Below are 24,988 nucleotides of genomic sequence, written 5' to 3'. Positions count from 1 at the left end.
TCTATAGACGCAAGCTTGGCGAAAGAATATGATTGAGAGAGATTCACACTTGGCAAATCCAGCCCTCGAGGACATCCGCGGCAAGATCGAGAAATCTGCCAGATTGGCGGGCCGAAAAATATCCGATATCGCGCTGATTGCCGTGTCGAAAACCCGTAGCGGCGATGAGATCAGGCCGTTACTGGCGGCCGGCCATCGTGTGTTCGGCGAAAACCGGGTGCAGGAAGCGGCCGAGAAATGGCCGGCATTGATAGCGGACTATCCCGATGTCGAACTGCACATGATCGGCCAGCTGCAATCCAACAAGGCTGCGGAAGCGGTGGCCCTGTTCGATTATATCCATTCGGTGGACCGGATGTCGCTGATCAAGGCACTGGCGAAGGAAATGGATCGGCAGGAGCGCCGCCCCCCCTGTTTCCTGCAGGTCAATATTGGCGAAGAACCCCAAAAAGGCGGCTGCGATATCAAGGCGGTTCCGCAATTGCTCGAACAAGCCCGCGACGCCGGTATTGAAGTGGCCGGCTTGATGGCGGTTCCGCCGGACGGCACCAATGCGACGCCTTATTTTGCTCTGCTCGCCAAACTTGCGCGTGACAACGGGCTGGACGGACTCAGCATGGGGATGTCCGGCGATTTTGAAAAGGCGATCAAGCTTGGTGCCACCCACATACGCGTCGGCACGGCCCTGTTTGGCGAACGAGCGCCACAGACCGCATAATCAGCCCTTGTCGGATCTCTCGCCGTTCTTTTCACTGTCTTTGGCAGCGCGGTCCGCTTTGCGCTCTTCGGGTGTATCGGCGGCGACATAGCTGATGACGACATCGCCTTCCTCGATCACCGGACGGGCATCCGTTGCAAAGAATAGCAGCCGCCGGTCAGGCTTGAGAACGGCCAGCGGCTCCTCGTCTTTTTCCAGATTCTTCCGATAATCCTCGGCGCTGAATTTCTCGGTGATATTGGTCTTGCTGAATCGCCAGCCCGCCAGATCACGATCAAGCAAAGTGCCAAAATCCGCGCCCGATTCAAACAACAGCCGGCCATGCCCAACCCGGCTTTTGCTGTGGCTGTCATTGGCCAGCCGGCTGATCTGCTCATAGCCCATTTCCGGGCCGAGATCTGCGGTGATCAACTGGTTCTGGCTGTCATTGTCGGTGGCGGCGATAAGATGCTGGAATTCGCCCATATCGATATTGTCATCATGCGCCTCTTCGAGCACATCGCCGTGGCGGATCGTCAGGCCTTCGCTATGCGCCCGTCGCAGGGCAAATTTGCTGTCGTCCGTAATCAGAACATCGATATCGAGAGATTTCAGCATTTTACCCAGAGCAATTGACCAGCGGTTGGCACCGGCGATCAACACGCCTTCGCCTTTTCCTTCGGAAATCCCCAGCCGTTCGGCGACCCAGGAAGCGGAAAAGCCGTGCGCGAATATCGTCGCTATGACAACGGCAAAACTGAGCGGGACAAGCGCCTCGGCCCCCGGCAGTCCGTAATCGACCAGGCGTATGGCAAACAGACCGGTGATCGCGACCGCCACGATCCCGCGCGGAGCTATCCAGGCGATGAACAGGCGCTCGCGCCACGGTACCGAACTGAAAAACAGAGCCAGCAGCACCGAGAGCGGCCGCACAACGAACAGCAGCAAGATCAGGAAGATGACAAATTGTGGCCGGAACTGCTGCACCGTTTCCCAGTCCAGCGTGGCGGAAAGGATGATGAACACACCGGAAATCAGCAGCACCGCCAGGTCTTCCTTGAACCGGTAGAGCGCCTGACTCGAATAGATTTGCCGGTTGGCCATGACGATGCCCATCACGGTGACCGTGATCAATCCGGTTTCATGCTTGATCAGATCGGCGATGACAAAACCGGCGATCACCGTGACCAGCAGAAAGGGAGCCTTCAGATATTCCGGAACCTTGCCCCGGGGAAACAGCCAGGTGACGGCAAAGCCGAGTCCTGCACCGATCAGACCGGCAATGAAGCTTGCGGCCAGCACATCCATGCTGATGACGGCGATATTGGCATCGGGGCCTTCATAGGTGATATAGGCATAGATGCCGACAGCGAGCAGAGCGCCAATCGGATCGTTCACAATGCCTTCCCATTTCAGGATATTGCGAACCCGCGACGGAACCCGCAGCGTCCGCAGCATCGGACCGACCACGGTAGGACCGGTGACGATCATGATACCGCCGAGCAACGCCGAGATTTCCCAGGACAGGCCAGCGCCATAATGCGCGGCTCCGGTGCCCAGTACCCAGGCAATCGGTCCGGCAATGAATATCATTGCCGTTACCGCGCCACCCGCTTGTCGCAATTCGCGGAAGTTCAGGCTGAGCCCGCCTTCAAACAGGATCACGGCAACCGCCAGTTTGATGATCGGTTCCTGCAACGCGCCGAAATCGCGTTCGGGATCAATGATACCGAGCACGGGGCCCGCCAGAATGCCGACGATCAGCATGAGAGCGATGGCGGGACGACCGGTCCGCCAGGCAATCCATTGCGCACCGATGCCGAGGAGGCCGATCAGCGCGATCTTGACCATGAGAGAGTCAACTAGTTCCATCATCTATCCTTGGCGGGTTTTTCGGCCTTATGCAAAAAAACTTTCTGCCGCCTGTGGATCAGCAATCACCGAAATGGTCAATTGCTTCCTCGATAACGGCGTAAACAGCATCCAGTTCCACAGGGCTGATACAATAAGGTGGCATGATGTAGATCGTATTGCCCAGCGGTCGAAGTAAAATCTTGTGATCCCGGAAGAACGCCAGCAGTTGCGGTCCGAGACTGGACATATAGTCGCCGGCACCATCATCGATTTCGAACGCCAATATGGTGCCACACTGGCGCAGCCCGCTGACGTTGGATCTGCGTTTCAGTCCCTCTGCAAAGGCGCGATGCGAGGCGATGATGCCGTCGATCCGGTCCTGCACCGGTTCGTCGCGCCAGATGGCGAGATTGGCATTGGCCGCCGCGCAGGCGATCGGATTGGCGGTGAAACTGCTCGAGTGGAAGAACATCTGCGCGCGATCTTCGGAATAATGCGCCTGAAAGATGGGATCGCTGGCAGCGGTAACGGCCAGCGGGATGACGCCGCCGGTCAGGCCTTTCGCCATGCACAATATATCCGGTTCGACGCCCGCCTGTTCGCAGGCAAAGACGGTGCCGGTGCGGCCCCATCCGGTCATCACTTCATCAGCAATGAACAGGACATCATGCTCGCGACAGATCGCCGCCATCTGCGCCAATATATCGGCGCTATATATTATCATGCCGCCGGCGCCGAGAATCAGCGGTTCGACGATTAGCGCCGCCGGCGGGTTCTCGCGATCCTTGCAAAATGCTTCAAGCTGGTCGAGCGTCGCCTGCTCTGCGCCGGCTTCCGGAAAGCCTATCGTGCCGACGTCAAACAGCAAAGGCGCATAGGCCTGGTTGAACACGCCGCGCGCGCCGACCGACATCGCACCGATCGTATCGCCATGATAGCTATGCTCCATGACGAGGATTTTCTGGCGCAACTCTCCGCGATTATGCCAATAGCCGAGCGCCATTTTCAGCGCGACCTCGACCGCCGTCGAACCGCTGTCGGAAAAGAAGATATGTTCCAGAGAAGCCGGCAGAAAGTCAGACAATCCCGCTGCGAGTTCCCGGGCCGGTTCGTGAGTCCATCCGGCAAAGATCATCTGGTCCAGCCTGGCGCTCTGCTCCTGGATCGCGCTGACGATCCTGGGATGGCAATGGCCGTGGGTCTGCACCCACCAGCTCGATATTGCGTCGATAATCTTGGTGCCGTCTGCCTGATAGAGCGCCGCGCCGTCGGCCCGCGCGATTTCCGGGATCGGTTCGCCAAGACCGTGCTGGGTGAACGGGTGCCAGATATTGATACTCATGACGCAAAGTCTCCGATATCGAAATGCGCAGCAAAGGCGTCCTGCAATGATTCCGGTGAGAGTTCATCGATGACCGGCAAGCGCCCGAGGCGGGGCACAGCGCCGATCCGGCAGATGGTCTGCTCGCTATCGACATTTTCGTCGCCGATGAACGCGATACCATGGATGGGCACGCCGCGGCTGCGCAAAGCCTCGATCGTCAACAGGCTGTGGTTGATCGTCCCGAGACTGGTCGAGGCGACGATGATCACCGGCAGCGCCCAATGGGCGAAGAGATCGGCGAACAGCAGCTCCGGGTTGATCGGGACCAGCGCACCGCCTGCGCCTTCGATGATCAGCATACCGTCAACCTGCGGGATGTCGAGATCGTCCAGACCGATGACAATGCCTTCCTGCGCCGCCGAAAAATGCGGCGAGGCGGGAATCTTGAGCCGGTAGCGTTCGGGCAATATCCGGGCAGGATCGATTCCGCCCAGCCGCGCTATGGTCTCGCTGTCTGTGCCGTCTGCGAGGCCGGCCTGCACCGGTTTCCAGTAGCTGGCGCCCAGGGCCGCGGTCAGCGCTGCGGCAAAAACGCTCTTGCCGATATCGGTATCGGTGCCGGTGATGACCAATTGCCGGTTCATGCCGCGTCCGCCAATACCAGCGCTTCGTGCAATGCGGCCGAGAGGTCCCGAATATCGTCCTGCGTCACGTTCAGGGTCAGCGAAATACGCAGACGCGCGGTTCCTGCTGGCACCGTCGGCGGGCGGATGGCGCGGACATCAAATCCCTGGCCCTGCAGTCTTGCCGCCACTTCTACCGCCACCCTGTCTTCGCCAAGGATGATCGGGAAAATCTGGCTATCCTGATGGTCGCCGAGGGACAGGCCGGAAAAACAGTCCCGGGCCAGCGCGATATGCCCGGCCAGACCGGCCTGCAGCGACGGATTGTCCGCGACATAGATGATCGCTTGCCGGGCCAGATGCGCGGTCAGCGGGCTCGGCGCCGTGGAAAAGATAAACGGCCGGGCGCGATTGATGAAAAATTCGCGCAGGATTTTCGGCATGGTCAGCAGGCCGCCTTCGCCGCCCAGCGCCTTGCCGCAGGTCCGCAACAGGATCGCGTTCTCCTGCCTGCCAATGTCACCGGCCAGACCGGTACCGCCCTCGCCATAGACCCCGACCGCATGGGCCTCGTCGATAACCAGCATGGCGTCATGCATGTCGGCAATGCGCGCGAGATCGGCCAGCGGCGCCCGGTCGCCGTCCATGCTGTACAGACTCTCCGCTGCGATCCAGATGGTGCCTGTACCGCCGGATGCGCGCCAGTTCCGAATTTCCTGCTCGACAGCGTTGCAATCATTGTGCGGGAAGCCTGTAAACTCCGCGCGGCCGAGCTTCATGCCGTCATGAACGCTGGCGTGGATAAGCTCGTCATAGAGCAACAGATCGCCTGTCTGCGGAAGGGTCGCGAAAAGGGCCGCGTTGGCGGCAAAGCCGGAACCGAAGAACAGGCTGGATTCCGCGCCATAATGGTCTGCGGCAAAGGCCTCGAGCGCTTCATGTTCGGGATGGTTGCCGCCGAGCAGCCGTGATCCGCCCGATCCGTGCGCCATGCCGTTGGCGATCGCGGTCTGGGCGCAATCTTTCAGATAGGGACTGCGGGATAGTGCGAGATAGTCGTTCGAGGAAAAATCCTTGCCGGCCGGAATAGACAGCCGCCGCTTGCGTCCTGCTTTTTCCAGCGCATCGAGCTGGTCGCGATAGGGTGTGAATCGATCCATGACCGCGCCGTTAGCAGCCGCTGGTGGCCAGAGGCAATGCAAGCTGCCCTTCATCGATAAAGTCTATTGGTGACTCGCTAAAGGGAAGCGGGAATCGCACCGGCTTCTTCGCCAGGCCGATGATTGCCTCTGCCGGACCGCCGACACATGCTTCGATGGCCGGATCCTGGGCCGCCATACCGCCGGTCAGCGCGCCGAAAGCGGGCATGATCAGATGCTGGCGACCTTTGACAAAGCAGCGCCGCGCAACATGGCGGCCGCGCACCGCGATGCGGAATTTCGGGTGATAATGGCCCGATATTTCGGGCAACAGGCTGTTAGCGCTGGCCTGGTGGCGGAGTGCTAGCCCTTCGCCGGTCCATTCATCGACCACGCAGCCACCCCACAGGCCAGCCACGTCACGATCGTGATTGCCGGTTATCCAGATCCACTCCAGCGCGCCGGTCATCGCGGCAAGCTGCCTTGCCGCTTCCGGTTCCAGCCTCGCCTCGCCTTCATCATCATGATAATTGTCACCGAGACAGAAAATCGTCGTCGCACCGGTAGCACCGACCAGATCGGCCAGCTCCGCCAGCGTTGCCTGGCTGTCATAAGGCGGCAGCATCTGGCCCTGCCGCGCGTAAAAGCTGGCTTTCTCGAGATGGAGATCGGCAACCAGCAGCGCGTTCTTCGCCGGCCAGTAGAGCGCTGCAGGAGCCACGATATCAAAGCGGTGATTGGCGAACAGAAGGGGAACCATGACCCGCTATGCGATGAACATCAAAGCTATGCAAGCCGCTCTATTGGAATTTTTGCCGCAACCATCCTATATGCGCAGCCATGACCGAATCTCAATCTCCCGTAAAAGTCGCCGCGCTCTATCATTTTGCCGTGGTCGACGACCCCGCTGCCCTGCGTCTGCAAATACTCGCCTTGTGCGAGGAGCATCATCTCAAAGGCACGATTTTGCTCGCCCACGAAGGGATCAACGGCACGATCGCCGGCGCATCGGTCGATATTGACGCGGTGATTGCCGGTTTGCGTGCCCTGCCGCTGTTCAATGGGCTGGAGGTAAAATATTCCGAGGCCAGCACGATGCCGTTTCTGCGGATGAAAGTCCGGCTGAAAAAGGAAATCGTCTCGATGGGTGTCGAGGGTGTCGATGCCGCGACCCAGCAAGGCAATTATGTCGATCCGGCAGACTGGAACGACCTGATCGCCGATCCCGACACGGTGGTGATCGATACCCGCAATGGTTATGAAGTGGCGATCGGCAGCTTTGACGGCGCGATTAACCCGGACACCAAGAGTTTCCGCGACTTTCCCGCTTGGTTCGACGAATTTTCCGAGGAGCTGCGCCAAAAGGACAGCAAGCAACCCAAGATCGCGATGTTCTGCACCGGCGGGATCCGCTGCGAAAAGGCAACCGCTTATGTCAAGGCGCAGGGCTTTGACGACGTCCATCATCTCAAGGGCGGGATATTGAAATACCTCGAACATGTGCCCGAAGCGGAAAGCATGTGGCAGGGCGATTGCTTCCTGTTCGACCAGCGGGTTGCGGTCGGTCACGGCTTGCAGGAATCGGACTATGGCCAATGCTATGCCTGCCGGATGCCGCTCAATGTCGCTGACCGTGCCTCGCCCGATTATGTGCCCGGCGAAGCCTGCCCGCATTGCATCGACCAGCGCAGCGACGAACAGCGCGCGCGCTATCGCGAACGCCAGCGTCAGGTCGAGCAAGCGGCGGAAGAAGGCCGTCAGCATCTCGGCACGGCATGACCGCCATGACCGAAATGCCGGTCCTCTATAGTTTCCGGCGCTGCCCCTATGCGATGCGCGCGCGGATGGCGCTGCTGGTCAGCGCAACTCCGGTTCGCTTGCGAGAAGTCGTGCTGCGCAACAAACCCGAAGAAATGATCGCTGCCTCGCCCAAGGCAACGGTGCCCGTGCTGGTGTTGCCGGACGGGCAGGTCATCGATGAAAGCCTGGCGATCATGCACTGGGCCTTGGCCCGCAACGACCCGCAAAACTGGCTTATGGGCAGTGACGCCGAAGCCGCGCTGATTGCGGAAGCCGATGGCCCGTTCAAGGACCATCTCGACCGCTATAAATATCCGACGCGCTACGAAAATGTCGACCCGCTCGACCATCGCAGCGCCGGACTGGTCTTTCTCGAAAAGCTCGATGGTTTGCTTCAGACATCGGGGCAGCTGATGGGCGCGAAGCCCAGCCTGGCCGACCACGCCATTTTCCCATTCGTCCGCCAGTTCGCCAACAACGATCGCGACTGGTTCAATGCGCTGCCCCTACCTGCCCTGCAGAATTGGCTCGGCGATCATCTTGCATCTGCGTTATTCGCCACGACGATGGTAAAATATCCGCAGTGGGTGAGTGGAGATGCAGAACCGGTTTTCGCTTTGGAAGTGGCGGCGTAGCGTAGGCGAAGCCATCGTGTTCCGGGGATTTTTGCACCTGTCACCGTGATCCCTATGGAGGATGGCTACTTCAATTACGCAACGTCACCGTAATTTGAAATTATTAGCCAGAGAAGGGAATTCTATCTTGTGCAACCACTGAAAAAACGGCCAAATTAAATACAAGAGCTAAACATGTCGCAATTTTCCAGCCTATTGATGCAGAATTCATGCCACGGCGCCATGTCTTTACGGCGATGTACACAGTAGCAATTATTGATGATATGACGGTATAAATTGGACTAATTGCATAAAATGCAAAAAATATAAATAACTGCATAAATAGTTGGGTAATAGCTGCTCGCGCGAACCACACTATAGGGATTGATCTATATACTCCATATTGGTACAATTACTTAGCCCCCAATAAACATAGATAAATAAATTAATCAAAATTCGGCAATTTATCGACGGCACGCTGGTGATGAATTTGGAATACCTTGTACTCGACGCGCATTCGAAGTTTCAGTTACAGTCATGACGATCGAACCTAGATCAACGGACCTAGTTGTTTGGGGTCACGCTGAAAGGTAGAAAAATACCTAACTATTCTGGATTTTCGCTTCAACACTATAGCATTGTCTCCGCAAAGCCTTCTGAAAGCAACATGAAAGCAAATCCACCCTTAAATTCCAACCCGAAGCTTGAGCCCGACCTTCGTATCTGGCGCGGCGTCCGACAGGCCGACTGCGCCATCAACCCCGATCCGGACCGAGCGGGTCAGATTGGTTCCGAACCCCATATTGATGCTCTGGCTGTCGCCGATGCTGGAGGAAGCAGATTGTTCATAGGAATAAGAGGCCGTCAGCGCGCTGTTCTCGCCGAGCAGCAGATGGCTGCCGGCGGTTCCTGACAGCGTGTTACGCGTTTCGAAATTATCCGGCTCTCCGATGATCGTATAGCCGGCGCCGACGAACGGCACGACCGCACCGAGTTTCTTGGACAGCTGTCCGGAGACGCCATAATCGACCTTGCCGGTTCCGAGGCCCTTGTCCCTCGATGCGGTCGGGACTTTCACGGAAGCTCCGATGCTGGCGTCGACACCAGCAACCGGCAGCTGATAGGCGGCGGCGAGCGAAAGGTCGCCGATGCCCTCGCGCTTGACTTGGCCTGTCTGGGTGCCGTTCGATCCAAGCAGTGGCGTGCCGAACAGCCCGCCCTGGTTGATGATAACTTCCTGCGGAGCGGTGGACGAGATATAGGGAATCGAGGCCGACGCGCTGAACCGGCCCTTGCTCATCGCCACGCCCGTGGTCGCAAAAGTGGTTTCATAGTCCAGGCCTTGGCCGACATCGCCTTCGACATGGTCAACGCCGGTGAAAATCTGGAAACGGGTTTCGTTCTGCGGGATGCTGTTTTGTTGTTCGCTAACGTCCTGTGCAAGGGCAGGGCTGGCGGTTGCGAGCAGGATCGGTAAAGTAAGAAAAATGCGCATGGTTGGTTCGCTCCTTGAAGAAATCGCAAAGCGCCAAAGAGGCGGATGCTTGTCTGTGTGTGGAGGGAACGAACCGGATTGCCGGTTTAATCCATTTTATTTTTGCAAAAGGTGGTTTAGGCTCTAAGCTAGACGAGTTTTGAGACTTTCCTGTCGGTGTCATGAAGTTGCCTGGTCAGAACTTGATCCGGGTGCCTATTGAGTCGCTGGTATATAACGGGGCATTTTTGGGAGTGAGAAAATGGATTTTGCGATTGGGAAAATCGATCGCGACCTGATCGAATTTCCGGAGCATGTCCATGCCCATCAACAAGGTCGGCTTGTTTGCCAGTCCGAAGCGTTCAAACGGCGGCGCATCGGCGAAAGCAACCAGCAGGTTAGCGAAACGGGCACGACCGATACGGAATTCGCGTAATCTCCCGAATTCCACCCCCAGAGTTTCTCCGGTGACGGCAATCAACAGATTATCATCGCCCAATTCTTTGGCTCGTTTCTGCATTCGTTTTTGCAGAGCACTGTTGCCGATGGACATTTCCGCTCCGGTATCGATGATGACGTTGACCTCGATACCGGCAATCGTCGCGTCCGTAAAAATCAGCTGGCCGGACCGGCGTTTGGCGGTCACCACGATTTCGCGTGACGGTGGCCGGTCGCGCGCTTCATCTGCATCCTCGATGATAATCTGGTTTGTGACAAAATCGAACAGGATGCGCTGGTCCTGCAAACCGTCGAGGCCCAATATACCATCGGCGCCGATATGCTGTGCCGCCAATACGGGCGAAACCAGCCCGTCATAATTTTTCTGGCCCAGGGTCAGCCGGGGCACGTAGACCATGTCGACCATGGAAATACCGGCAATGCTCATCAATTGGGCCGGTTCTTCGCCTTCCAGCGCCAAATTGTCGGCGATTTTGCGCGAAATCACGGTGCGTTCCGCGCCGGTGTCGATGACAAAGGAAAACGGACCGTTGCCTTCTATGCTGACCGGTACGGTCATCCGTTTGGCACGATCCTGATCGATATCGACAATCTCGCCGGCGGGAGTCGGCAAGCTTTCGGGTGTCACCGGTTGGCCAAAGGGAATAGGAAAGGCCATCGTCAGCGCGGGCGTCAGGAAAGCGGGAATGATGTTCGTCAAAAAAGGGGACATAATATCTCCGATCTGTTTGCTCCGGTCAGCGACAATCTACGCTCCCGGTTCCAACTTGCCAAAGCTATACCACAAATAGCCCTTCTCACTCGACCAATAACGTCACTCGAGACCCTCCGGCAGCAGGAAGTAGATTTTCCGGTTGGCGAAATCGATCGCCAACCGGTCAAATTGGCGCAAGGCATCCATGCCGAGAAACAAGGCCGGTCTCTTGCCCAGCTTCAAAGCCTTGAATGGTGCAATATCGGCAAAGGCGATCGGGATGATACCAAAACGGGCGCGACCGATCACCAGTTCCTCGGCGATCCCGTAATCCGCTTCGACTGATCGGCCGGTAACGTCGACAAGGCTGGTTTGTTGCAAAGCGGAAGCTTTCAGCCGCAACCGCCTTTGCAGCGACTTGTTGCCGATCGACAGTTCCCCGCCGGTGTCGATGATCACGCTGGTCTTGATCCCGCCAATCGTCGCGTTGGTGAAGATCAGTTGCCCGGACCGCCGCCTTGCCGTTACCACAATCTCCCGGCGAGACCGGCTACGCAGCTTTTCGCTGGTATCGCCGACCGAGATTTGTTTGCCGACAAAATCGAACAATATCCGTTGTCCTTGCAGGCTGTCGAGACCGAGAACGCCATCGGCGCCGATATTGGCGGCACGAAAAGTAGGTGAGATCAGGCTGTCATAGCTGCGCTTGCCCAGGGTCAGGCTAGGGACGTAGACGGTCTGTACTGTAGTGGTACCGGCCAGCGCGACAATCTTGACCTCGTCCTCGAGATCAAGCGCCAGCGCACCGGCAATTTCCCTGGACAGGATGGTGCGCTGGGAAGCGGTATCGATGATGAACTGATAGGGGCCGCTCTGACCAATGCCGACCGTTACGGTCATCCGCTCGACCCGGTCCTGCGCGATCGCAATCTCTTCGGAGTCGGGTTGAAGAAACTGGTCGGGCAGCGCGTCGGCGATATGCGCTTCGGCTTCCGGTTCAACCGGAACCGCCACTGCAGGCTGGGCCGCGAATAGCGACGCGCAGAGGGGAAGCAGCATTGTCGAACAAGCCATTTGCCAGCCTTACGCGAAAAACCGGATCCTTCCAAATGCCGTGCGACGAGACGCCGGACGCTAATCCACTTTCATCGCTTCGTTGATCAGCGATTCCGCCTCGATCAGCAGCGCATCGTCGGTCGCCCCTTGTGCCACATGTTCGCGGCCGATCATCACCAGCACCGGCACCGCGAGCGGGCTGACCCGCTCCAGCTCGACATGGATGATCGAGTCGGCCGCTCGATCGAGCAGATCGCCGAGCCGGCCGACATCGGTCATCCGCGCCCGCGCATCGGCCCAGGCCGCCTGCATCAGCAGATGGTCCGGCTCATATTTGCGCAATACATCGAAGATCAGATCGGTCGAGAATGTGACCTGCTTGCCGGTCTTGCGTTTGCCCGGATGCTGGCGCTCGACCAGACCGCTGATCACGGCGACCTCGCGAAAGGCGCGTTTGAGCAGGTGCGAACCCTCGACCCACTCGAAAAATTCGTCCTCCAATATGTCGGCGCTGAACAAGGCGCCGGGATTGGTGACCGGTTCGAGGCTATAACAGGCCAGCGCATAATCATTGGCGACAAAGCCGACCGGTTTGAGGCCGCGATCTTCCATCCGCCGGGTCAGCAACATGCCGAGCGACTGGTGCGCGTTCCAGCCTTCGAAACTGTAGCAGACCATATAATGCAGCTTCTTGTGCGGAAAGGTCTCGACCAGCAACTGCCCCGGCTCGGGCATGACCGAGCGATGGTCCTGCATCTCCAGCCATTCGCGAACATCATCGGGGAAGCGCGCCCAGCCGGCGCGGTCGGTCAGAAAGCCGCGCACCCGATCGGAAAGATGGGTGGTCAGCGGCAGTCTCGCTCCGCCATAGCTCGGAATCATCGCGGCTTTCTTGGCCGCGCGGACGATCACATCGCTGGCATCCATCCTGATCAGCTCCAGACTCAGCCCGGCGAAGAAAAACGTGTCGCCGACCGACAGCGTGGCGGCAAAGCCTTCCTCTATCTTGCCTAGATTACGGCCATTTTTGAACCGCACGTTCATCATCGCGCCGTCAACGATGATCCCGGCGTTGAGCCGGTGCTGGGCGGCAAATTTCGGATGGGTCAGGTGCCAGACGCCCTTGGCATCCCGCCGCAGCCGCTTGAACTTGTCATAGGCCTTCAGCGCATAGCCGCCGTCGCGGGTGAAGTTCAGCACCCGCTCGAACTGCTCTTTCGACAGGGCGCTATAGGGCAGGGCGGATTGCACCTCGTCGAGCAGATCATCCTCCTGAAACGGACCGGCGCAGGCGCAGCTCATCACATGCTGGGCCAGCACATCAAGACCGCCGACGCGAAACGGCTCGCCGTCGCGGCGGCCCTCGTTGACCGCGTCGAGCGCCGCCTGGGCCTCGAGATATTCGAAACGGTTACCGGGCACGAGCAAAGCCTTTGATGACACATCGAGCCGGTGGTTGGCGCGACCGATCCGCTGCAGCAGACGCGACGAGCCTTTCGGCGCGCCCATCTGGATCACGCAATCGATATCGCCCCAGTCGACCCCGAGATCGAGCGAGGCGGTACAGACCAGCGCCCGCATCCTGCCTGACGCCATGGCATTCTCGACCTTGCGTCGTGCCTCCCGGGACAGACTGCCGTGATGGACGCCGATCGCGAGATTGTCCTCGTTGATGTCCCACAGCTTCTGGAAGGTAAATTCGGCGAGAAACCGCGTATTGCAGAAGACCAATGTCATCCGGTTCTTGCGTATCTGCTCCATCACCTGCGGAATCGCATAGGTTCCGGCATGACCGGCCCAGGGCACGCGCACCGGGTCGCCTTCGGGCGTTTCGGGCAGCATGATCGATACGTCGGCCGGCGCGCCCTCCGCGCCAAGCACATGGGTCACCGTGTCGATATCGCCATAAGGCGCGAGCCAGGCGCGGAAATCGTCCGGCTCGGCCACCGTCGCGGACAGGGCGACCCGCTGCATCTCCGGTGCGATTTTCTGCAATCGCGCCAGCGACAGGGCGAGCAGGTCGCCGCGCTTGCCGGTGGCAAAGGCATGGACCTCGTCGATCACCACCCGTCTGAGACCGGCGAACAGGGCGAAGCTTTCCGGCTGGCTGAGCAGAAGATTGAGCGATTCCGGCGTGGTCAGCAGGATCTGCGGCGGTTTGACCCGCTGCCGCGCCTTGCGGCTGGCCGGCGTATCGCCGCTGCGGGTCTCGACCGTGATCGGCAGGCCCATTTCCTCGATCGGCGTCAGCAGGTTGCGCTGGACGTCCACCGCGAGTGCCTTGAGCGGAGAGATATAGAGCGTGTGGAGATCGCTCCGTCTGCCCGGAGTCTTTGGAAGGCTAGCTTGTGTCTGGGCAGATGCTTCGACAGGCCCAGCACCAACGGTGGTTTTATTGGTACTGGCAGGCCGCGTCCGTTCGTGCTGAGCTTGTCGAAGCACGGGGCTAGGCGCATCCGGCCCGTCGATAGGTTCAGGGCGAACGGGTTTTCTGTCCGTCTGTTCAATCAGATCAATCAGCGTCGGCAGAAACCCCGCCAGCGTCTTGCCCGCACCGGTCGGCGCCGTCAGCAAGGCATGGCGTCCCGCCTGCGCTGCCGCGAGCATCTCCAGCTGATGTTCCCGCACTGCCCAGCCGCGCGAGGCAAACCAGTCGGCCAGGATCGGCGGGATTTTGTCGTCGGCCATTACGCTGATCTTGCTCCGTTTTTCCTGCATCGACAGGCCTACACGCTTCCTGCGTAATATAGTGTCGATATTGCGACTAACAATCGCGCCTGATCCTTGCCCGCTCTGAATTAATCCCGTATCTGCAGACCAGAGAAATATAACATGGTCGCGGCAGCAGACCCAATAAGAGCGACAAAAAATGAACGATCCAGCGGCATCGAAGAAACGGGTTGAATGGGGTTTTCTGATCACGCTTCTGGTGATCGTCTCGCTGGCATTTGCGGTGCTGGTCGAACCGTTTTTCGGGGCCATCGTCTGGGGCGTCGTTGTCGCGGTGCTGTTTCGTCCGGTCTACGAGCGTCTGCTGGGCTATCTGCCGGGCCGGACCAATCTCGCCGCTGTGATCACATTGGTGCTGATCCTGCTGCTGGTTGTGGTCCCGACGATCCTGCTCGGCATGGCTCTGGCGCAGGAAGCGGCGAGTCTTTACGTGCGGGTTCAGGATGGCGAGATCGATTTCGGAGCGGTGTTCGAGGCGTTTGAACGCTCGCTTCCCCATTGGATGCAGGTCCAGCTGGCCGCCTATGGCTATAATGATTTTGCCGCCATCAGGGCGGAGATAGAACAGTCGATTTCCGCGATTCTTGAATTTCTGGTCACGCGGTCACTCAGCGTCGGTCAGGGGGCCTTTCAATTCTTGCTCAGTCTTGGCGTCATGATGTATCTGACCTTCTTCCTGCTCCGCGATGGTCGCGCGCTGACGGAAAGGATTGATCAGATCATTCCTTTGAGCCCGGAAAATGGCCGGATTCTGAAGGAAAAATTCCTGGTCGTCATCCGCGCGACGATCAAGGGCAGTCTGATCATCGCGATCATCCAGGGCAGTCTCGGTGGTCTCGTCTTCTGGGCGCTCGATATCCGCGGTGCTTTGCTATGGGCGGTGTTGATGGGGATATTCTCGCTGATTCCGGCGATCGGAACAGGATTTGTCTGGGTTCCTGTTGCGCTATTCCTGTTCGTCTCCGGCGATATCTGGCAGGGTGTCGTGCTGATCCTCTGCGGCATATTCCTGATCAGCATGGTCGACAATCTCGTCCGACCCACGCTGGTCGGCAGGGACACGCGGATGCCGGACTATGTAGTGCTGATCTCGACGCTCGGCGGACTGCAACTGTTCGGGATCAATGGCATCGTCATTGGCCCGTTGGTCGCCGCCCTGTTCATCGCGCTCTGGAGCATTTTCTCCGATATGCAACAGGGGCAGGCAGAACCGGAGAAAGCGGTCGATTAGCCGCTCAGTCGGTGCGCAGATGATAGGTCAGCGCCATCGCGACGCAATGTTTGACCGCATCGACGGGCAGGGCGTCTGCCAGATCGAACAACACTGCGCGACTGCCTTCAAATTGCAGAACGTCGCTGTACAGCGCTCTGTAGCGCTCGACGAGATCGGTGCTGCAATGGACATAAAATGCATATCGTGTCCCGGATTTCTTGTGGGCGTTGATGCGGACGGTGGTGCCGGATTTGCTGGCTGACGGCAGAAAGGCCGGCTCTCCCCATTTCAGCGTTTCCTGCAATGGCCCCACGGCGGGGTTTTCCGCTGCCGTTTCGAGAATGAGCGCGCGAAGATTTCGCAACGCGCCAGCCATTTCCTCCGGGAGCCGATCGAATATGTCCGCTGTCTCTGCCGGAAGCGACTGTTCCACGCTCTCTATGCCCCCCTGATCAACCGTCCCGGTCGCGCGCCGGTGGACTGGTCGAACCGCCGGATGATCTCGCCCGACACGATCGTCGCATCATAGCCGGTTGCGCGCTGGTGCAATCTTTGACCACCCGCTGGCAGATCGCGGACGATCTCCGGCAGATGCAATTGCAGCCGGTCGAGATCGATCACATTGATATCTGCCTTTGCGCCAAGCTTGAGCAGACCGCGCTGGTCCAGCCCAACCGCCTTGGCGGCCTTGTGCGACAACATATGGATCGCTTCCGCCAGCTCAAAACTCTCGGCTCCCGGCTTGCGGACATATTGGGTCAGCAAATAGGTCGAGTAGCTGGCGTCGCAAATCGCGCCATAATGGGCGCCGCCGTCGCCGAGGCCGGGAATGCAGTGCGGGTGGCTCAGCATTTCGTGAGCGCTGGCCAATGTGCCGTTCTCGTAATTGCCCAAAGCGGCGAGAAACAGGCCCTTGCCGTCGGTATCGAGCAGCCGGTCATAGGCAATCTCCTGCGGCGTGCAGCCTTTCGCGGCTGCCTGTCCCGCCATGCTCATCTCTTTCGGCGGTGCATAATCCGGTGGATTGTCGAGCGGGAACAGCCAGTTCCAGTCGCGGGCGAGCGCGTTGAACGGATGCCCATGTTCGAACTCCTCGCTTAGCAGGGCTTTGCGAAGCTCCGGGTCGCACATCGCCGCGACCTGTTCCTCTACCGACAGGTCGGCAATCTTCGCCCAGCTCGGGCAGAGAATGAAGGGATGGACCGTCAGCTCCAGCCCGGCGATCAGGCCGATCGGTCGCGGCATGATCTGGGCGGTTGCCTTTCCGCCATTGGCGTGGGTGGCCTCCATCATATCCAGCACCTTGCGCCAGCGCGGCGGTCCGTCATTACCGGAGGCGAGCGTGAAAGTGGCAGGCCGGCCGGATGATTCGATCACCCGTTCGATCACCTTATATTCCTTGTCCCAGCCGACGAACGCATCAAGCACCACCTGGAAGGTTCCGGTGCCTGCATCCGCCATTCCGCCGCAAATCGCTTCCAGTTCGGCCACATCGGCTTCGAATGTCGGGATAGAACCGCCGTCTGCGGTCTTGTGGATCGAGAGACGCGAGGTCGCGAAGCCGATCGCTCCGGCTTCCATCGCTTCCCGTGCCAACCTGCGCATCATTGCCAGATCATCGTCATTGGCCGGTTCGCGGGACGCGCCGCGCGCACCCATGGCGTACACGCGCAAGGGGGAGTGCGGCAGATAGGCTGCGATATCGATATCGCGCTTGCCCTTGTCGACGACGTCGAGATATTCCGGGAATGTCTCCCAGTTCCAGGGCAGGCCATCGGACATGACCACGCCGGGAATATCCTCGACGCCTTCCATCACGTTGATCAGCATGTCGTGATCTTCCTTGCGGCAGGGCGCAAAGCCGACGCCGCAATTGCCCATGATCGCCGTGGTCACGCCGTGCGAAGACGACGGGCTGAGCTCTTCCGCCCAGATACACTGGCCATCATAATGGGTGTGGACGTCGACAAAGCCGGGGGTGACGATCTTGCCCGTCGCGTCGATTTCTTCACGACCCTTGCCGGTGATCTGCCCGATCGCCGCTATTTTGCCGTCGCTGACTGCGATATCGCCGGAGATAAGATCACCACCGCTGCCATCGGCAATGGTTCCGCCGCGTATTATCAGGTCAAAATCCGCAGCCATGATCATTCCTTATAATTTCTGCATGAAATACAGTCTGCATATCTAATCACAGTCAGCAGCGACGCGCCAACATGTAATTTGATAGTCGAATGCCGATGGCCTCGGAACTTGCCTGACCAAAATATGGGGAAATTTCCCATTAATCAGGATCAATGGCGGACGACTTTTTCCGGAATATGAGGTAACATATTGATACACATAGAAATATACGAACTGGCACGCTGTATGCAAAGCTATTCCTATCTTCGCTAACAGAAATTGCGGAGGCCAGTTTTAAACATGAAGGAATTTCAAAATGTCGAACGTCAATATCCAGAACCAGATCGCCGCCGCTTTCGCCGCTATTTTTTCTGCTGCCGTATTGGTCGCCGCAAGTGTCGGTCCCGCGGTTCGGAATAGCGCGTCGTTGATCGCATAATGCCAGCCAGCAGGAAGGAAAATATCATGCCCCGCTTCACTTTTCGTGAGGAAATCGCCGCCGGTCTCGCCGCCATGTTCTGCTCGGCAATATTTGTAATCTCCGCGGTCGGTCCCGCGGCCAACGGCGCGACCTTCATCTGATGAAGGTCGACCGGAGCGTATCTTCCGTCCGGCCGTCGGGGACTAATGCCCCGCTTGCTCGCCGCGCTCCAGCCCCGATAGTGCCAGCTGCTCGTCAATCTGCGCCATCAGCCGGTCGAGCCCGTCATGCGACTTGGCTTCGGCCCGGGCGACCAGCACATCCTGGGTGTTGCTGGCGCGCAGCAGCCACCAGCCGTCTTCGGTATTGACCCGCGCGCCATCGGTATCGTTGACTTCTGCGCCGCTGGCCGAAAGCCGTTCCAGCACTTCGTCGATTACCGCGAACTTGCGGCTTTCATCAACCTGGAATCGCATCTCCGGCGTGTTGATCATCTCGACCATATCGCTGCGCAACTCGGTTACCGACTTGCCGATATTGGTCGCCGCCTGGATCAGGCGGATCGCCGCATAAGGCGCGTCATCGAAGCCATAATAATCATGTTTGAAAAACACGTGGCCGCTCATTTCGCCGGCGAGCGGCGAACCTGTTTCCTTCATTTTCGATTTGATCAGACTATGGCCGGTCTTCCACATCAGCGGTTTGCCGCCAAGCTCCGCGATCCGGTCGTATAAAGCCTGTGACGCCTTGACGTCAGCAATGATCGTCGCGCCGGGATCGCTTTTCAGCACATCCTCGGCATAGATTTGCAGCAACTGGTCGCCCCAGATCACCCGGCCCTGGCCATCAATCGCGCCGATCCGGTCGCCGTCGCCGTCAAAGGCGACACCGAAGTCGAGACCTTTTTCCGCGACCAGAGCTTTCAGGTCCTCGAGATTCTTTTCCTCGGTCGGGTCGGGATGGTGATTGGGAAAAGATCCGTCGACTTCAGTGTAAAGCAGATGATGCTCGCCGGCGCCTCGCTCGGTCAGCAGCCTGGTCAATTTCTCGATCACCGGTCCGGCCGCGCCATTGCCGCAATCCCAGCCGACCTTGAAGGCATTGCCGGTGAAATTCTTCAGCAGGCGCTCGACATATTCGTCGATGATGTCGATGCGCTCGAGCGAACCGGTACCGCTGTCCCAGTCACTCTCTGACGCCATGCTGCCGAGCTTAAGGATATCAGCACCGAAAAAGGGACGCCCCTGAAACACCATCTTGAAGCCGTTATAATTGGCCGGATTGTGACTTCCGGTGATCATTATGCCGCCCTGGACCTGATTTAGTACAGATTCGGCATAATAAAGCATCGGAGTGGGGCCCATGCCGACAGAAATGGCATTGATTCCGGCATCATTCAAACCGCGAACAAGCGCCTCTTCCAACATCGGCGAACTGGTCCGGCCATCAAATCCGGTTGCCACCGCAGAACCGCCGTCCCGGGCGATCAGCGTCCCGAAACCGCGGCCAATGGCATAAGCATCCTCCGCGCCCAGCGTCTCGCCGATGATGCCGCGAATGTCATATTCGCGCAGCGAACTGGGGTGAAAATCGTGCGAGGATGGTGAAGTCATGTTGGAAGTCCCGGATTGTTGGATTTTCCGGTTTGTAAGCGGCATATACCTATAAATCCAGCATTACTGTCGATATGAATCGCAGGTTCACTGCCCGTTAGATGCTTCCAAATCTTCCAATAACAGGTCCCGGGCGCGGTTGATCATCTTCGCCAGCTGCTCGTCTCCGCCATTGTCGGGATGATGTTCCGCCAGCCGTTCTTTCCAGGCGGCATTGATTTCGATAAAGCCGGCGCCATCGCTGACCCCCAACAAGGATCGCGCCCGGTCGAGTTCGAAATTGCGCGGTTTGCGCTTTGGCTCCACCCGATCGCGGGCCGGTATCAAGATCCGCCAGCCGCTCAGAAAAGCCGCGCCGGCAATCATCGCCCCGCCCATGACCCAGCCACCGCCGCGCAGGAAATTCGCGCCCACCAGCGCCATTACCAGGGCCAGCCACTGGTTTGGAGTCATGGTCTTTGCCTTGCCCGACAACACCAGCCAGGCCAGAATGGCGCCGCCGAATATGAGCAATGGCATCATCGGTCAGGCCACCAGCTTTGGTTTGCCGAGAGCAGGTTTATTATCTTCCGGCTGCCGTTGGACGGCTGGCGGTAGCGCGAGATGCTTGATCAGTTCCCGCAGTTCCTGACGTGCAGCCAGATGGCTTGTGGCCAGGCGGCCGAGATGCTTCTTGTCCAGCATCGTCAGGCCCGACGGAAACAGTTCGCGGTAAATGACCCGTTCGCTAAGGCCGGGAATGATACGGAATCCCACGCGCTGCGACAATTCGGCAAGCGCTGCAACGATCCGTTTCATATTATGCGCTTCGACATATTGGGTCCGGTTTCTCAGCAGCACCCAGTCGATCGTCTTGCCATCAGCCTTGGCCCGCTCCTTGCGAGCCTCCCAGATCAATTCCGCGTAAAAACTCAGTTTCCGCACCTTGTAGGTTTCCGGGTCCACCTGGCCGATCAGATCGAAATCGACGAAACTGTCGTTGATTGGCGTGACCAGTGTATTCGCGCGCGTTGCTACATAGCGGGCAAATTTGTCGTCGCGGCCGGGCGTATCGTAGAGCAGAAAATCGACGCCGTGGGACATCCGTTCTATCTGCTGTTCGAGCCGGGACAGATTATCCTCTTCGAAGACTTCAAAAAAAGGCTGCGGAATATCGATATTCAGCCGTTTCATCGTCGCGTCGCGATTTTCCAGATAACGATAGGTGGTGCGTTGGCGCGGATCGAGATCGATGATCCCCACCTTGTGACCCTGATGGGCAAGCGCAACCGCGACATGAACCGCAGTGGTGGACTTGCCGGTCCCGCCCTTTTCATTGGCGAAGACGATATGATGCGCATTATTGGTCACGTTTTCAGCTATATCCCTGTTCTAGGCCCTTGCGAAGGGCGGTTCACCGTCGCATAGCCTAACAGAGCTTTACAGAAAAATCTAAATGCAAAGAGTGATGCATGCAAATTGTTCGAGAGTTGGATTCGCTGCGCAATGCTTTGGCGGAGTTTCGCACGTCGGGACTTAAAATCGGGCTCGTCCCGACCATGGGCGCGCTACACGCGGGCCATATGCGGCTGGTGGAAGTGGCAAAAGAACAAAGCGATGCAGTGGTCGCTTCGATCTTCGTCAATCCGACGCAGTTTGGCGAAGGGGAGGATCTGGACGCCTACCCGCGTCAGGAAGCCGCCGATGCTGCTCTGCTAGAGGCGGCAGGTGTAAAATTGCTGTGGGCACCGGCGGCGGACCAGGTCTATCCACCGGGCTATGCCACCAATGTCAGCGTCAGCGGGATCAGCGACGGACTATGTGGTGCGGCGCGGCCAGGCCATTTTGACGGCGTCGCCACAGTCGTCGCAAAATTGTTCAATCAGGTCCGTCCCGATGCTGCCTTTTTCGGAGAGAAAGACTATCAGCAGCTTGCGGTTATCCGGCGGATGGCGCTCGACCTTGACTTCACCCATGAAATCGTTGGCGTTCCGACCGTTCGCGATCCCGATGGTCTGGCCCTGTCGTCGCGCAATGCCTATCTGACAGCAGAGGAAAGAGGCAATGCCGTAGCGCTCCCTCGAGCGATGCAGGATGCCGCGAAAGCGATAGCCGCTGGCAAGCCGGCGGCAGCGATATTGACGGATGCCAAGGCTCGATTGCTGGGGTCAGGATTTCACAAAGTCGACTATCTCGAGCTGCGCGACGCCGATACGCTTGCCTTACTGCATGATTTTACAAAACCGGCCCGTCTTCTTGCCGCTGCCCATATCGGCCGTACGCGGCTGATCGACAATATCCCCGTTTCCTAAGGCTACACTGCTGTTTTGTTAACCATTGAATAATATGGGATTGCTTGATTTCGCGCCCTTTTTACACGGCCGAATCAATTTTCCCCAATTCCCGTTAACCATTCCTTTAGGAAATTGCGGTGAAAGTCGTCCTGTCGCCAGTGAATGCGGCAACAAAAACAGGACTGAGAATATGGGCAATAGCATGAAAAGCGCCGCCTTTCTGATAGAAAGCCGCCTCTCCGAGGCAGCACAAGGCAGCAGCAATGCATATTTTGATCTGGGCGTGATCTATTCTACCGGATCGGAGGGCATCGACGTCGATTTGATCGAAGCCCATAAATGGTTCAATCTGGCCGCCTTGTCAGGCCATGATGAAAGCAAGATCTGCCGGGCAGAAATTTCACTGGAAATGACGGCTCGCGAAATTGCCGAAGCCCAGCGGGACGCACGCAGCTGGTTGCAGGACAATACACGCCGCGCGGCATAGGCTAAGACGATTTTTTAAACGGCCCCATATCGGCCAGAAATTCGATATCGGCAGCAACCGCCTGTCGCTCGCGTTCCAGATAGTCGGCAATCGCCGACCGAAATCCCGGATCGACGATATAATGCGCTGACCAGGTCGGCACCGGCTGATAGCCGCGCGCCAGTTTATGGCTACCCTGTGCTCCGGCCTCAACCGTCTTCAATCCTCGCGCTATGGCAGCGTCAATCGCCTGATAATAGCAAATCTCGAAATGCAGAAACGGGATGTCGCGCGTACAACCCCAATAGCGGCCGTAAAGCGTCTCTTCGCCAATGACGTTGAGCGCGCCAGCCACCGGAATACCATCCTGCATGGCAAATATCAGCAACAGCTTGCTTGCCATTTTCTGGTGCAGCAGATCAAAAGCACTGCGTGTCAAATAGGGCTGCCCCCATTTGCGCATCCCGGTATCCTGGTAAAACTGCCAGAAATAGTCCCAATGATCCGGCTGGATATCATCGCCCGACAAGTGGATGATTTCCACTTCTTCCCGGGCTTTGGTCCGTTCCCGGCGGATCGCCTTGCGCTTTCGCGAAGACAGGGCCGCGAGGAAATCATCAAAGCTCTCATAGCCGTCGTTGCGCCAGTGGAACTGGCTGTCGGTGCGGATCATCCAGCCCGCTTCGCGAAAATAGTCGAGCTGGTCCTCGCTGACAAATGTCGCGTGCACCGACGAAATACCGTTATTTTCGGTGAGTTGTTCCGCTGCTTTTAGTAGCGGCAAAGCCAAATTTTTGTCGCGCAGCAGCAAGCGGGGTCCGGGCACCGGCGAGAAGGGTGAGGCTATCTGGATTTTCGGATAATATTGGCCCCCGGCATGTTCAAACGCATGCGCCCATTGCTGATCGAAAATATATTCGCCCTGGCTGTGCGATTTGAGATAGCTTGGCAGGCACGCAGCGATTTGGCCGGCTTCATCTTCGATGATGATCGGCAGGGACTTCCAGCCAGTACCCGGACCGACGCTACCGGATAACTCCATCGCGGACAGAAAAGCGTGGGAGACAAAAGGATTGGCCGATCCGGCACAGGCATCCCATTGTTTCGCCGGCAGGCTGGCGATATCATCGGCAACGCGAGCGTGAATTTCAACAGGAGCGGCCGGGGAATCAGACATCGCGATCAGCTCTGCGGCATCTCGTAAACCGGTTCGTCGGCATATACTGACGCGATTTCTTCCTGTTCGGACGAGCGTACCGTCCAGGTCACGATTGGCAGACCACGGGCGCGTTGCGCAGCGGCAAAGCGGGACGGCAGGTCGCGGATATCATAAGCCAGAAAATCGGGCTTCGCTGTCCAAAGATTGCGGTGGCGGGCGATTCTGCCGCGCCAGTTCTTGCTGTCTTCTTCCGTCACCACCAACCCGCGAACGATATGGTCGGCATTTTTCCGAAACCATGCGCCAACCAGCGGATTGAAGGACATGATAGCCGCTTTGCCGCCATAGCCTTCCAGAGCACGGCGTACCGAAAGGCACAGCGGACCAACCCGCATGTTGCGCGATTTGATTTCGATCAGGATTGGTACCTGACCCGCGACTTGGGCGAGTGTTTCGCGCAAACGCGGAATCTTGCCATGCCCGCCTTTCAGCTGGACCCGGTCAATATCGTCGGCGCGCATTTTTACGATCAAACCGCTTTGGTCCGTCAGCCGGTCCAGTTCATAGTCATGAAATACAAAGGCGCGGCCGTCTTCGGCTGCCTGGACATCACACTCGATCCCGTGACCCAGCTTGATCGCGGCTGCAAAGGCGGCGGGGCTATTCTCCAGCACGCCATTGCCGTGCAATCCGCGATGGGCATATGGCTGGCCTTTCAGGAACGCTACCCGGCCAGGCGCCGGAGCCGGCGCAAGTGCATTGTCTAGCAGCGGCCCGATCACTCGGGTTTCAGGGCGATTATGGCGTCGACCTCGACCGCTACGCCGAGCGGCAATGACGACACGCCAACTGCGCTGCGGGAATGCTGACCTGCGGCACCGAAAATCACTTCCATCATGTCGGAACAGCCATTGGCGACCTTGGGATGGTCGGTATAATCCGCCGTACTGTTGACGAAAACGCCGAGTTTGACGATCCGGTCGACCCGGTCGAGCGATCCGGCCGCTTTCTTGATCTGCGCCGCGATCATCAAGGCACAGGCCTTGGCGGCCTGTTGCCCCTCTTCCAGAGACATATTTTCGCCAAGCCGTCCGGTGATCAGCTGGCCGTCGGCCATCGAGACCTGTCCGCTGATATAGAGCAGGCCATTGACTTCCACAGCGGGAACATAAGAGGCCACGGGGGCAGCGGGTGTAGGCAGCTCTATGCCTTTGGCTGTCAGGGCGCTTTCAATATTATCGGTCATAAGGCAAAT

At 58.2% G+C, this 24,988-nt stretch carries 24 protein-coding genes; 7 read left to right on the top strand and 17 right to left on the bottom strand.

Annotation, left to right across the window (positions count from 1 at the left end):
* Positions 1–28 precede the first annotated feature (28 nt).
* The gene (locus tag AACZ86_RS00290; RefSeq protein ID WP_339688474.1) at positions 29–718 is read left to right on the top strand and encodes a YggS family pyridoxal phosphate-dependent enzyme; all 690 of its coding nucleotides are present in this window, start codon (positions 29–31) and stop codon (positions 716–718) included.
* Here AACZ86_RS00290 and AACZ86_RS00285 read toward each other — a convergent pair whose 3' ends face one another.
* The 5 genes from AACZ86_RS00285 to pdeM are packed head-to-tail and all read right to left on the bottom strand — an operon-like array spanning position 719 to position 6,397.
* Positions 719–2,569, bottom strand: a complete 1,851-nt coding sequence (locus AACZ86_RS00285; RefSeq protein ID WP_339688472.1) for a cation:proton antiporter — start codon at positions 2,567–2,569, stop codon at positions 719–721.
* Positions 2,570–2,627: 58 nt separating this feature from the next.
* A complete protein-coding gene (locus tag AACZ86_RS00280; RefSeq protein ID WP_339688470.1) occupies positions 2,628–3,893 on the bottom strand; it encodes an adenosylmethionine--8-amino-7-oxononanoate transaminase in 1,266 nt (421 codons plus the stop codon).
* Entirely contained in the window at positions 3,890–4,519 is a 630-nt protein-coding gene (gene bioD / locus AACZ86_RS00275) for a dethiobiotin synthase (protein ID WP_339688468.1), read from the bottom strand. The genes AACZ86_RS00280 and bioD overlap by 4 nt, the downstream gene beginning before the upstream one ends.
* A complete protein-coding gene (locus tag AACZ86_RS00270) occupies positions 4,516–5,658 on the bottom strand; it encodes an 8-amino-7-oxononanoate synthase (RefSeq protein ID WP_339688466.1) in 1,143 nt (380 codons plus the stop codon). The genes bioD and AACZ86_RS00270 overlap by 4 nt, the downstream gene beginning before the upstream one ends.
* Positions 5,659–5,668: 10 nt before the next feature.
* On the bottom strand, positions 5,669–6,397 hold the full coding sequence (gene pdeM, locus AACZ86_RS00265) for a ligase-associated DNA damage response endonuclease PdeM (protein ID WP_339688464.1): 729 nt from the start codon (positions 6,395–6,397) through the stop codon (positions 5,669–5,671).
* An 80-nt stretch (positions 6,398–6,477) separates the two neighbouring features.
* Between pdeM and AACZ86_RS00260 the strand changes: the two genes are divergently transcribed.
* Both AACZ86_RS00260 and AACZ86_RS00255 read left to right on the top strand, forming a co-directional pair.
* The gene (locus AACZ86_RS00260; protein WP_339688462.1) at positions 6,478–7,416 is read left to right on the top strand and encodes a rhodanese-related sulfurtransferase; all 939 of its coding nucleotides are present in this window, start codon (positions 6,478–6,480) and stop codon (positions 7,414–7,416) included.
* Positions 7,417–7,421: 5 nt separating this feature from the next.
* A complete protein-coding gene (locus AACZ86_RS00255; RefSeq protein WP_339689349.1) occupies positions 7,422–8,072 on the top strand; it encodes a glutathione S-transferase in 651 nt (216 codons plus the stop codon).
* Positions 8,073–8,736: 664 nt separating this feature from the next.
* On the opposite strand, the gene AACZ86_RS00250 is transcribed toward AACZ86_RS00255, so the two are convergent.
* The 4 genes from AACZ86_RS00250 to AACZ86_RS00235 form a co-directional block, all read right to left on the bottom strand.
* A complete protein-coding gene (locus tag AACZ86_RS00250; protein ID WP_339688460.1) occupies positions 8,737–9,546 on the bottom strand; it encodes a transporter in 810 nt (269 codons plus the stop codon).
* Positions 9,547–9,721: 175 nt separating this feature from the next.
* Positions 9,722–10,696 (bottom strand): retroviral-like aspartic protease family protein, encoded by a 975-nt coding sequence (locus AACZ86_RS00245; RefSeq protein WP_339688458.1) that lies wholly within the window; start codon positions 10,694–10,696, stop codon positions 9,722–9,724.
* A 102-nt stretch (positions 10,697–10,798) separates the two neighbouring features.
* On the bottom strand, positions 10,799–11,752 hold the full coding sequence (locus tag AACZ86_RS00240) for a retroviral-like aspartic protease family protein (protein ID WP_339688457.1): 954 nt from the start codon (positions 11,750–11,752) through the stop codon (positions 10,799–10,801).
* 60 nt (positions 11,753–11,812) lie between these two features.
* A complete protein-coding gene (locus AACZ86_RS00235; RefSeq protein WP_339688455.1) occupies positions 11,813–14,422 on the bottom strand; it encodes a ligase-associated DNA damage response DEXH box helicase in 2,610 nt (869 codons plus the stop codon).
* A 181-nt stretch (positions 14,423–14,603) separates the two neighbouring features.
* Here AACZ86_RS00235 and AACZ86_RS00230 point away from each other — a divergent pair, with 181 nt between their 5' ends.
* Positions 14,604–15,695 (top strand): AI-2E family transporter, encoded by a 1,092-nt coding sequence (locus tag AACZ86_RS00230; RefSeq protein WP_339688453.1) that lies wholly within the window; start codon positions 14,604–14,606, stop codon positions 15,693–15,695.
* A gap of 4 nt (positions 15,696–15,699) precedes the next feature.
* On the opposite strand, the gene AACZ86_RS00225 is transcribed toward AACZ86_RS00230, so the two are convergent.
* Positions 15,700–16,110, bottom strand: a complete 411-nt coding sequence (locus AACZ86_RS00225) for a DUF1801 domain-containing protein (protein ID WP_339688451.1) — start codon at positions 16,108–16,110, stop codon at positions 15,700–15,702.
* A 5-nt stretch (positions 16,111–16,115) separates the two neighbouring features.
* Positions 16,116–17,822 carry a D-aminoacylase gene (locus AACZ86_RS00220; protein WP_339688449.1) on the bottom strand — a complete coding sequence of 569 codons (1,707 nt, stop codon included), beginning with the start codon at positions 17,820–17,822 and terminating at the stop codon, positions 16,116–16,118.
* Between the two features lie 295 nt (positions 17,823–18,117).
* Here AACZ86_RS00220 and AACZ86_RS00215 point away from each other — a divergent pair, with 295 nt between their 5' ends.
* Positions 18,118–18,240: a hypothetical protein gene (locus AACZ86_RS00215; protein WP_339688447.1), complete on the top strand. Its 123-nt coding sequence runs from the start codon at positions 18,118–18,120 to the stop codon at positions 18,238–18,240.
* Positions 18,241–18,425: 185 nt separating this feature from the next.
* Here AACZ86_RS00215 and AACZ86_RS00210 read toward each other — a convergent pair whose 3' ends face one another.
* The 3 genes from AACZ86_RS00210 to AACZ86_RS00200 all read right to left on the bottom strand — a co-directional run bounded on the left by AACZ86_RS00210 (position 18,426) and on the right by AACZ86_RS00200 (position 21,185).
* Complete coding sequence (locus AACZ86_RS00210; protein ID WP_339688445.1) at positions 18,426–19,835, bottom strand: phosphomannomutase/phosphoglucomutase; 1,410 nt, start codon at positions 19,833–19,835, stop codon at positions 18,426–18,428.
* Positions 19,836–19,922: 87 nt separating this feature from the next.
* The gene (locus tag AACZ86_RS00205) at positions 19,923–20,357 is read right to left on the bottom strand and encodes a J domain-containing protein (protein ID WP_339688442.1); all 435 of its coding nucleotides are present in this window, start codon (positions 20,355–20,357) and stop codon (positions 19,923–19,925) included.
* Positions 20,358–20,360: 3 nt separating this feature from the next.
* Positions 20,361–21,185 (bottom strand): division plane positioning ATPase MipZ, encoded by an 825-nt coding sequence (locus tag AACZ86_RS00200; RefSeq protein WP_339688440.1) that lies wholly within the window; start codon positions 21,183–21,185, stop codon positions 20,361–20,363.
* A gap of 101 nt (positions 21,186–21,286) precedes the next feature.
* Between AACZ86_RS00200 and panC the strand changes: the two genes are divergently transcribed.
* A complete protein-coding gene (gene panC / locus AACZ86_RS00195) occupies positions 21,287–22,126 on the top strand; it encodes a pantoate--beta-alanine ligase (RefSeq protein WP_339688438.1) in 840 nt (279 codons plus the stop codon).
* A 172-nt stretch (positions 22,127–22,298) separates the two neighbouring features.
* Positions 22,299–22,595 carry an SEL1-like repeat protein gene (locus AACZ86_RS00190; protein ID WP_339688436.1) on the top strand — a complete coding sequence of 99 codons (297 nt, stop codon included), beginning with the start codon at positions 22,299–22,301 and terminating at the stop codon, positions 22,593–22,595.
* A 1-nt stretch (position 22,596) separates the two neighbouring features.
* Here the strand turns inward: AACZ86_RS00190 and AACZ86_RS00185 are convergent, their stop codons facing one another.
* From AACZ86_RS00185 to AACZ86_RS00175, 3 genes are read right to left on the bottom strand one after another with little or no spacing between them, the layout of a single operon-like run.
* Positions 22,597–23,751, bottom strand: a complete 1,155-nt coding sequence (locus tag AACZ86_RS00185; protein ID WP_339688435.1) for a GNAT family N-acetyltransferase — start codon at positions 23,749–23,751, stop codon at positions 22,597–22,599.
* A 5-nt stretch (positions 23,752–23,756) separates the two neighbouring features.
* Complete coding sequence (locus AACZ86_RS00180) at positions 23,757–24,515, bottom strand: glycerophosphodiester phosphodiesterase family protein (RefSeq protein WP_339688433.1); 759 nt, start codon at positions 24,513–24,515, stop codon at positions 23,757–23,759.
* Positions 24,512–24,979 (bottom strand): RidA family protein, encoded by a 468-nt coding sequence (locus tag AACZ86_RS00175; protein ID WP_339688431.1) that lies wholly within the window; start codon positions 24,977–24,979, stop codon positions 24,512–24,514. Before AACZ86_RS00175 ends, AACZ86_RS00180 begins: the two co-directional genes overlap by 4 nt.
* Between the last annotated feature and the right edge of the window lie 9 nt (positions 24,980–24,988).

This window comes from uncultured Parasphingorhabdus sp., assembly GCF_963975735.1.
GTDB lineage: Bacteria > Pseudomonadota > Alphaproteobacteria > Sphingomonadales > Sphingomonadaceae > Parasphingorhabdus.
Note: the sequence above shows the minus strand (reverse complement) of the source record. Positions and strands in the feature narration are given on the sequence as shown.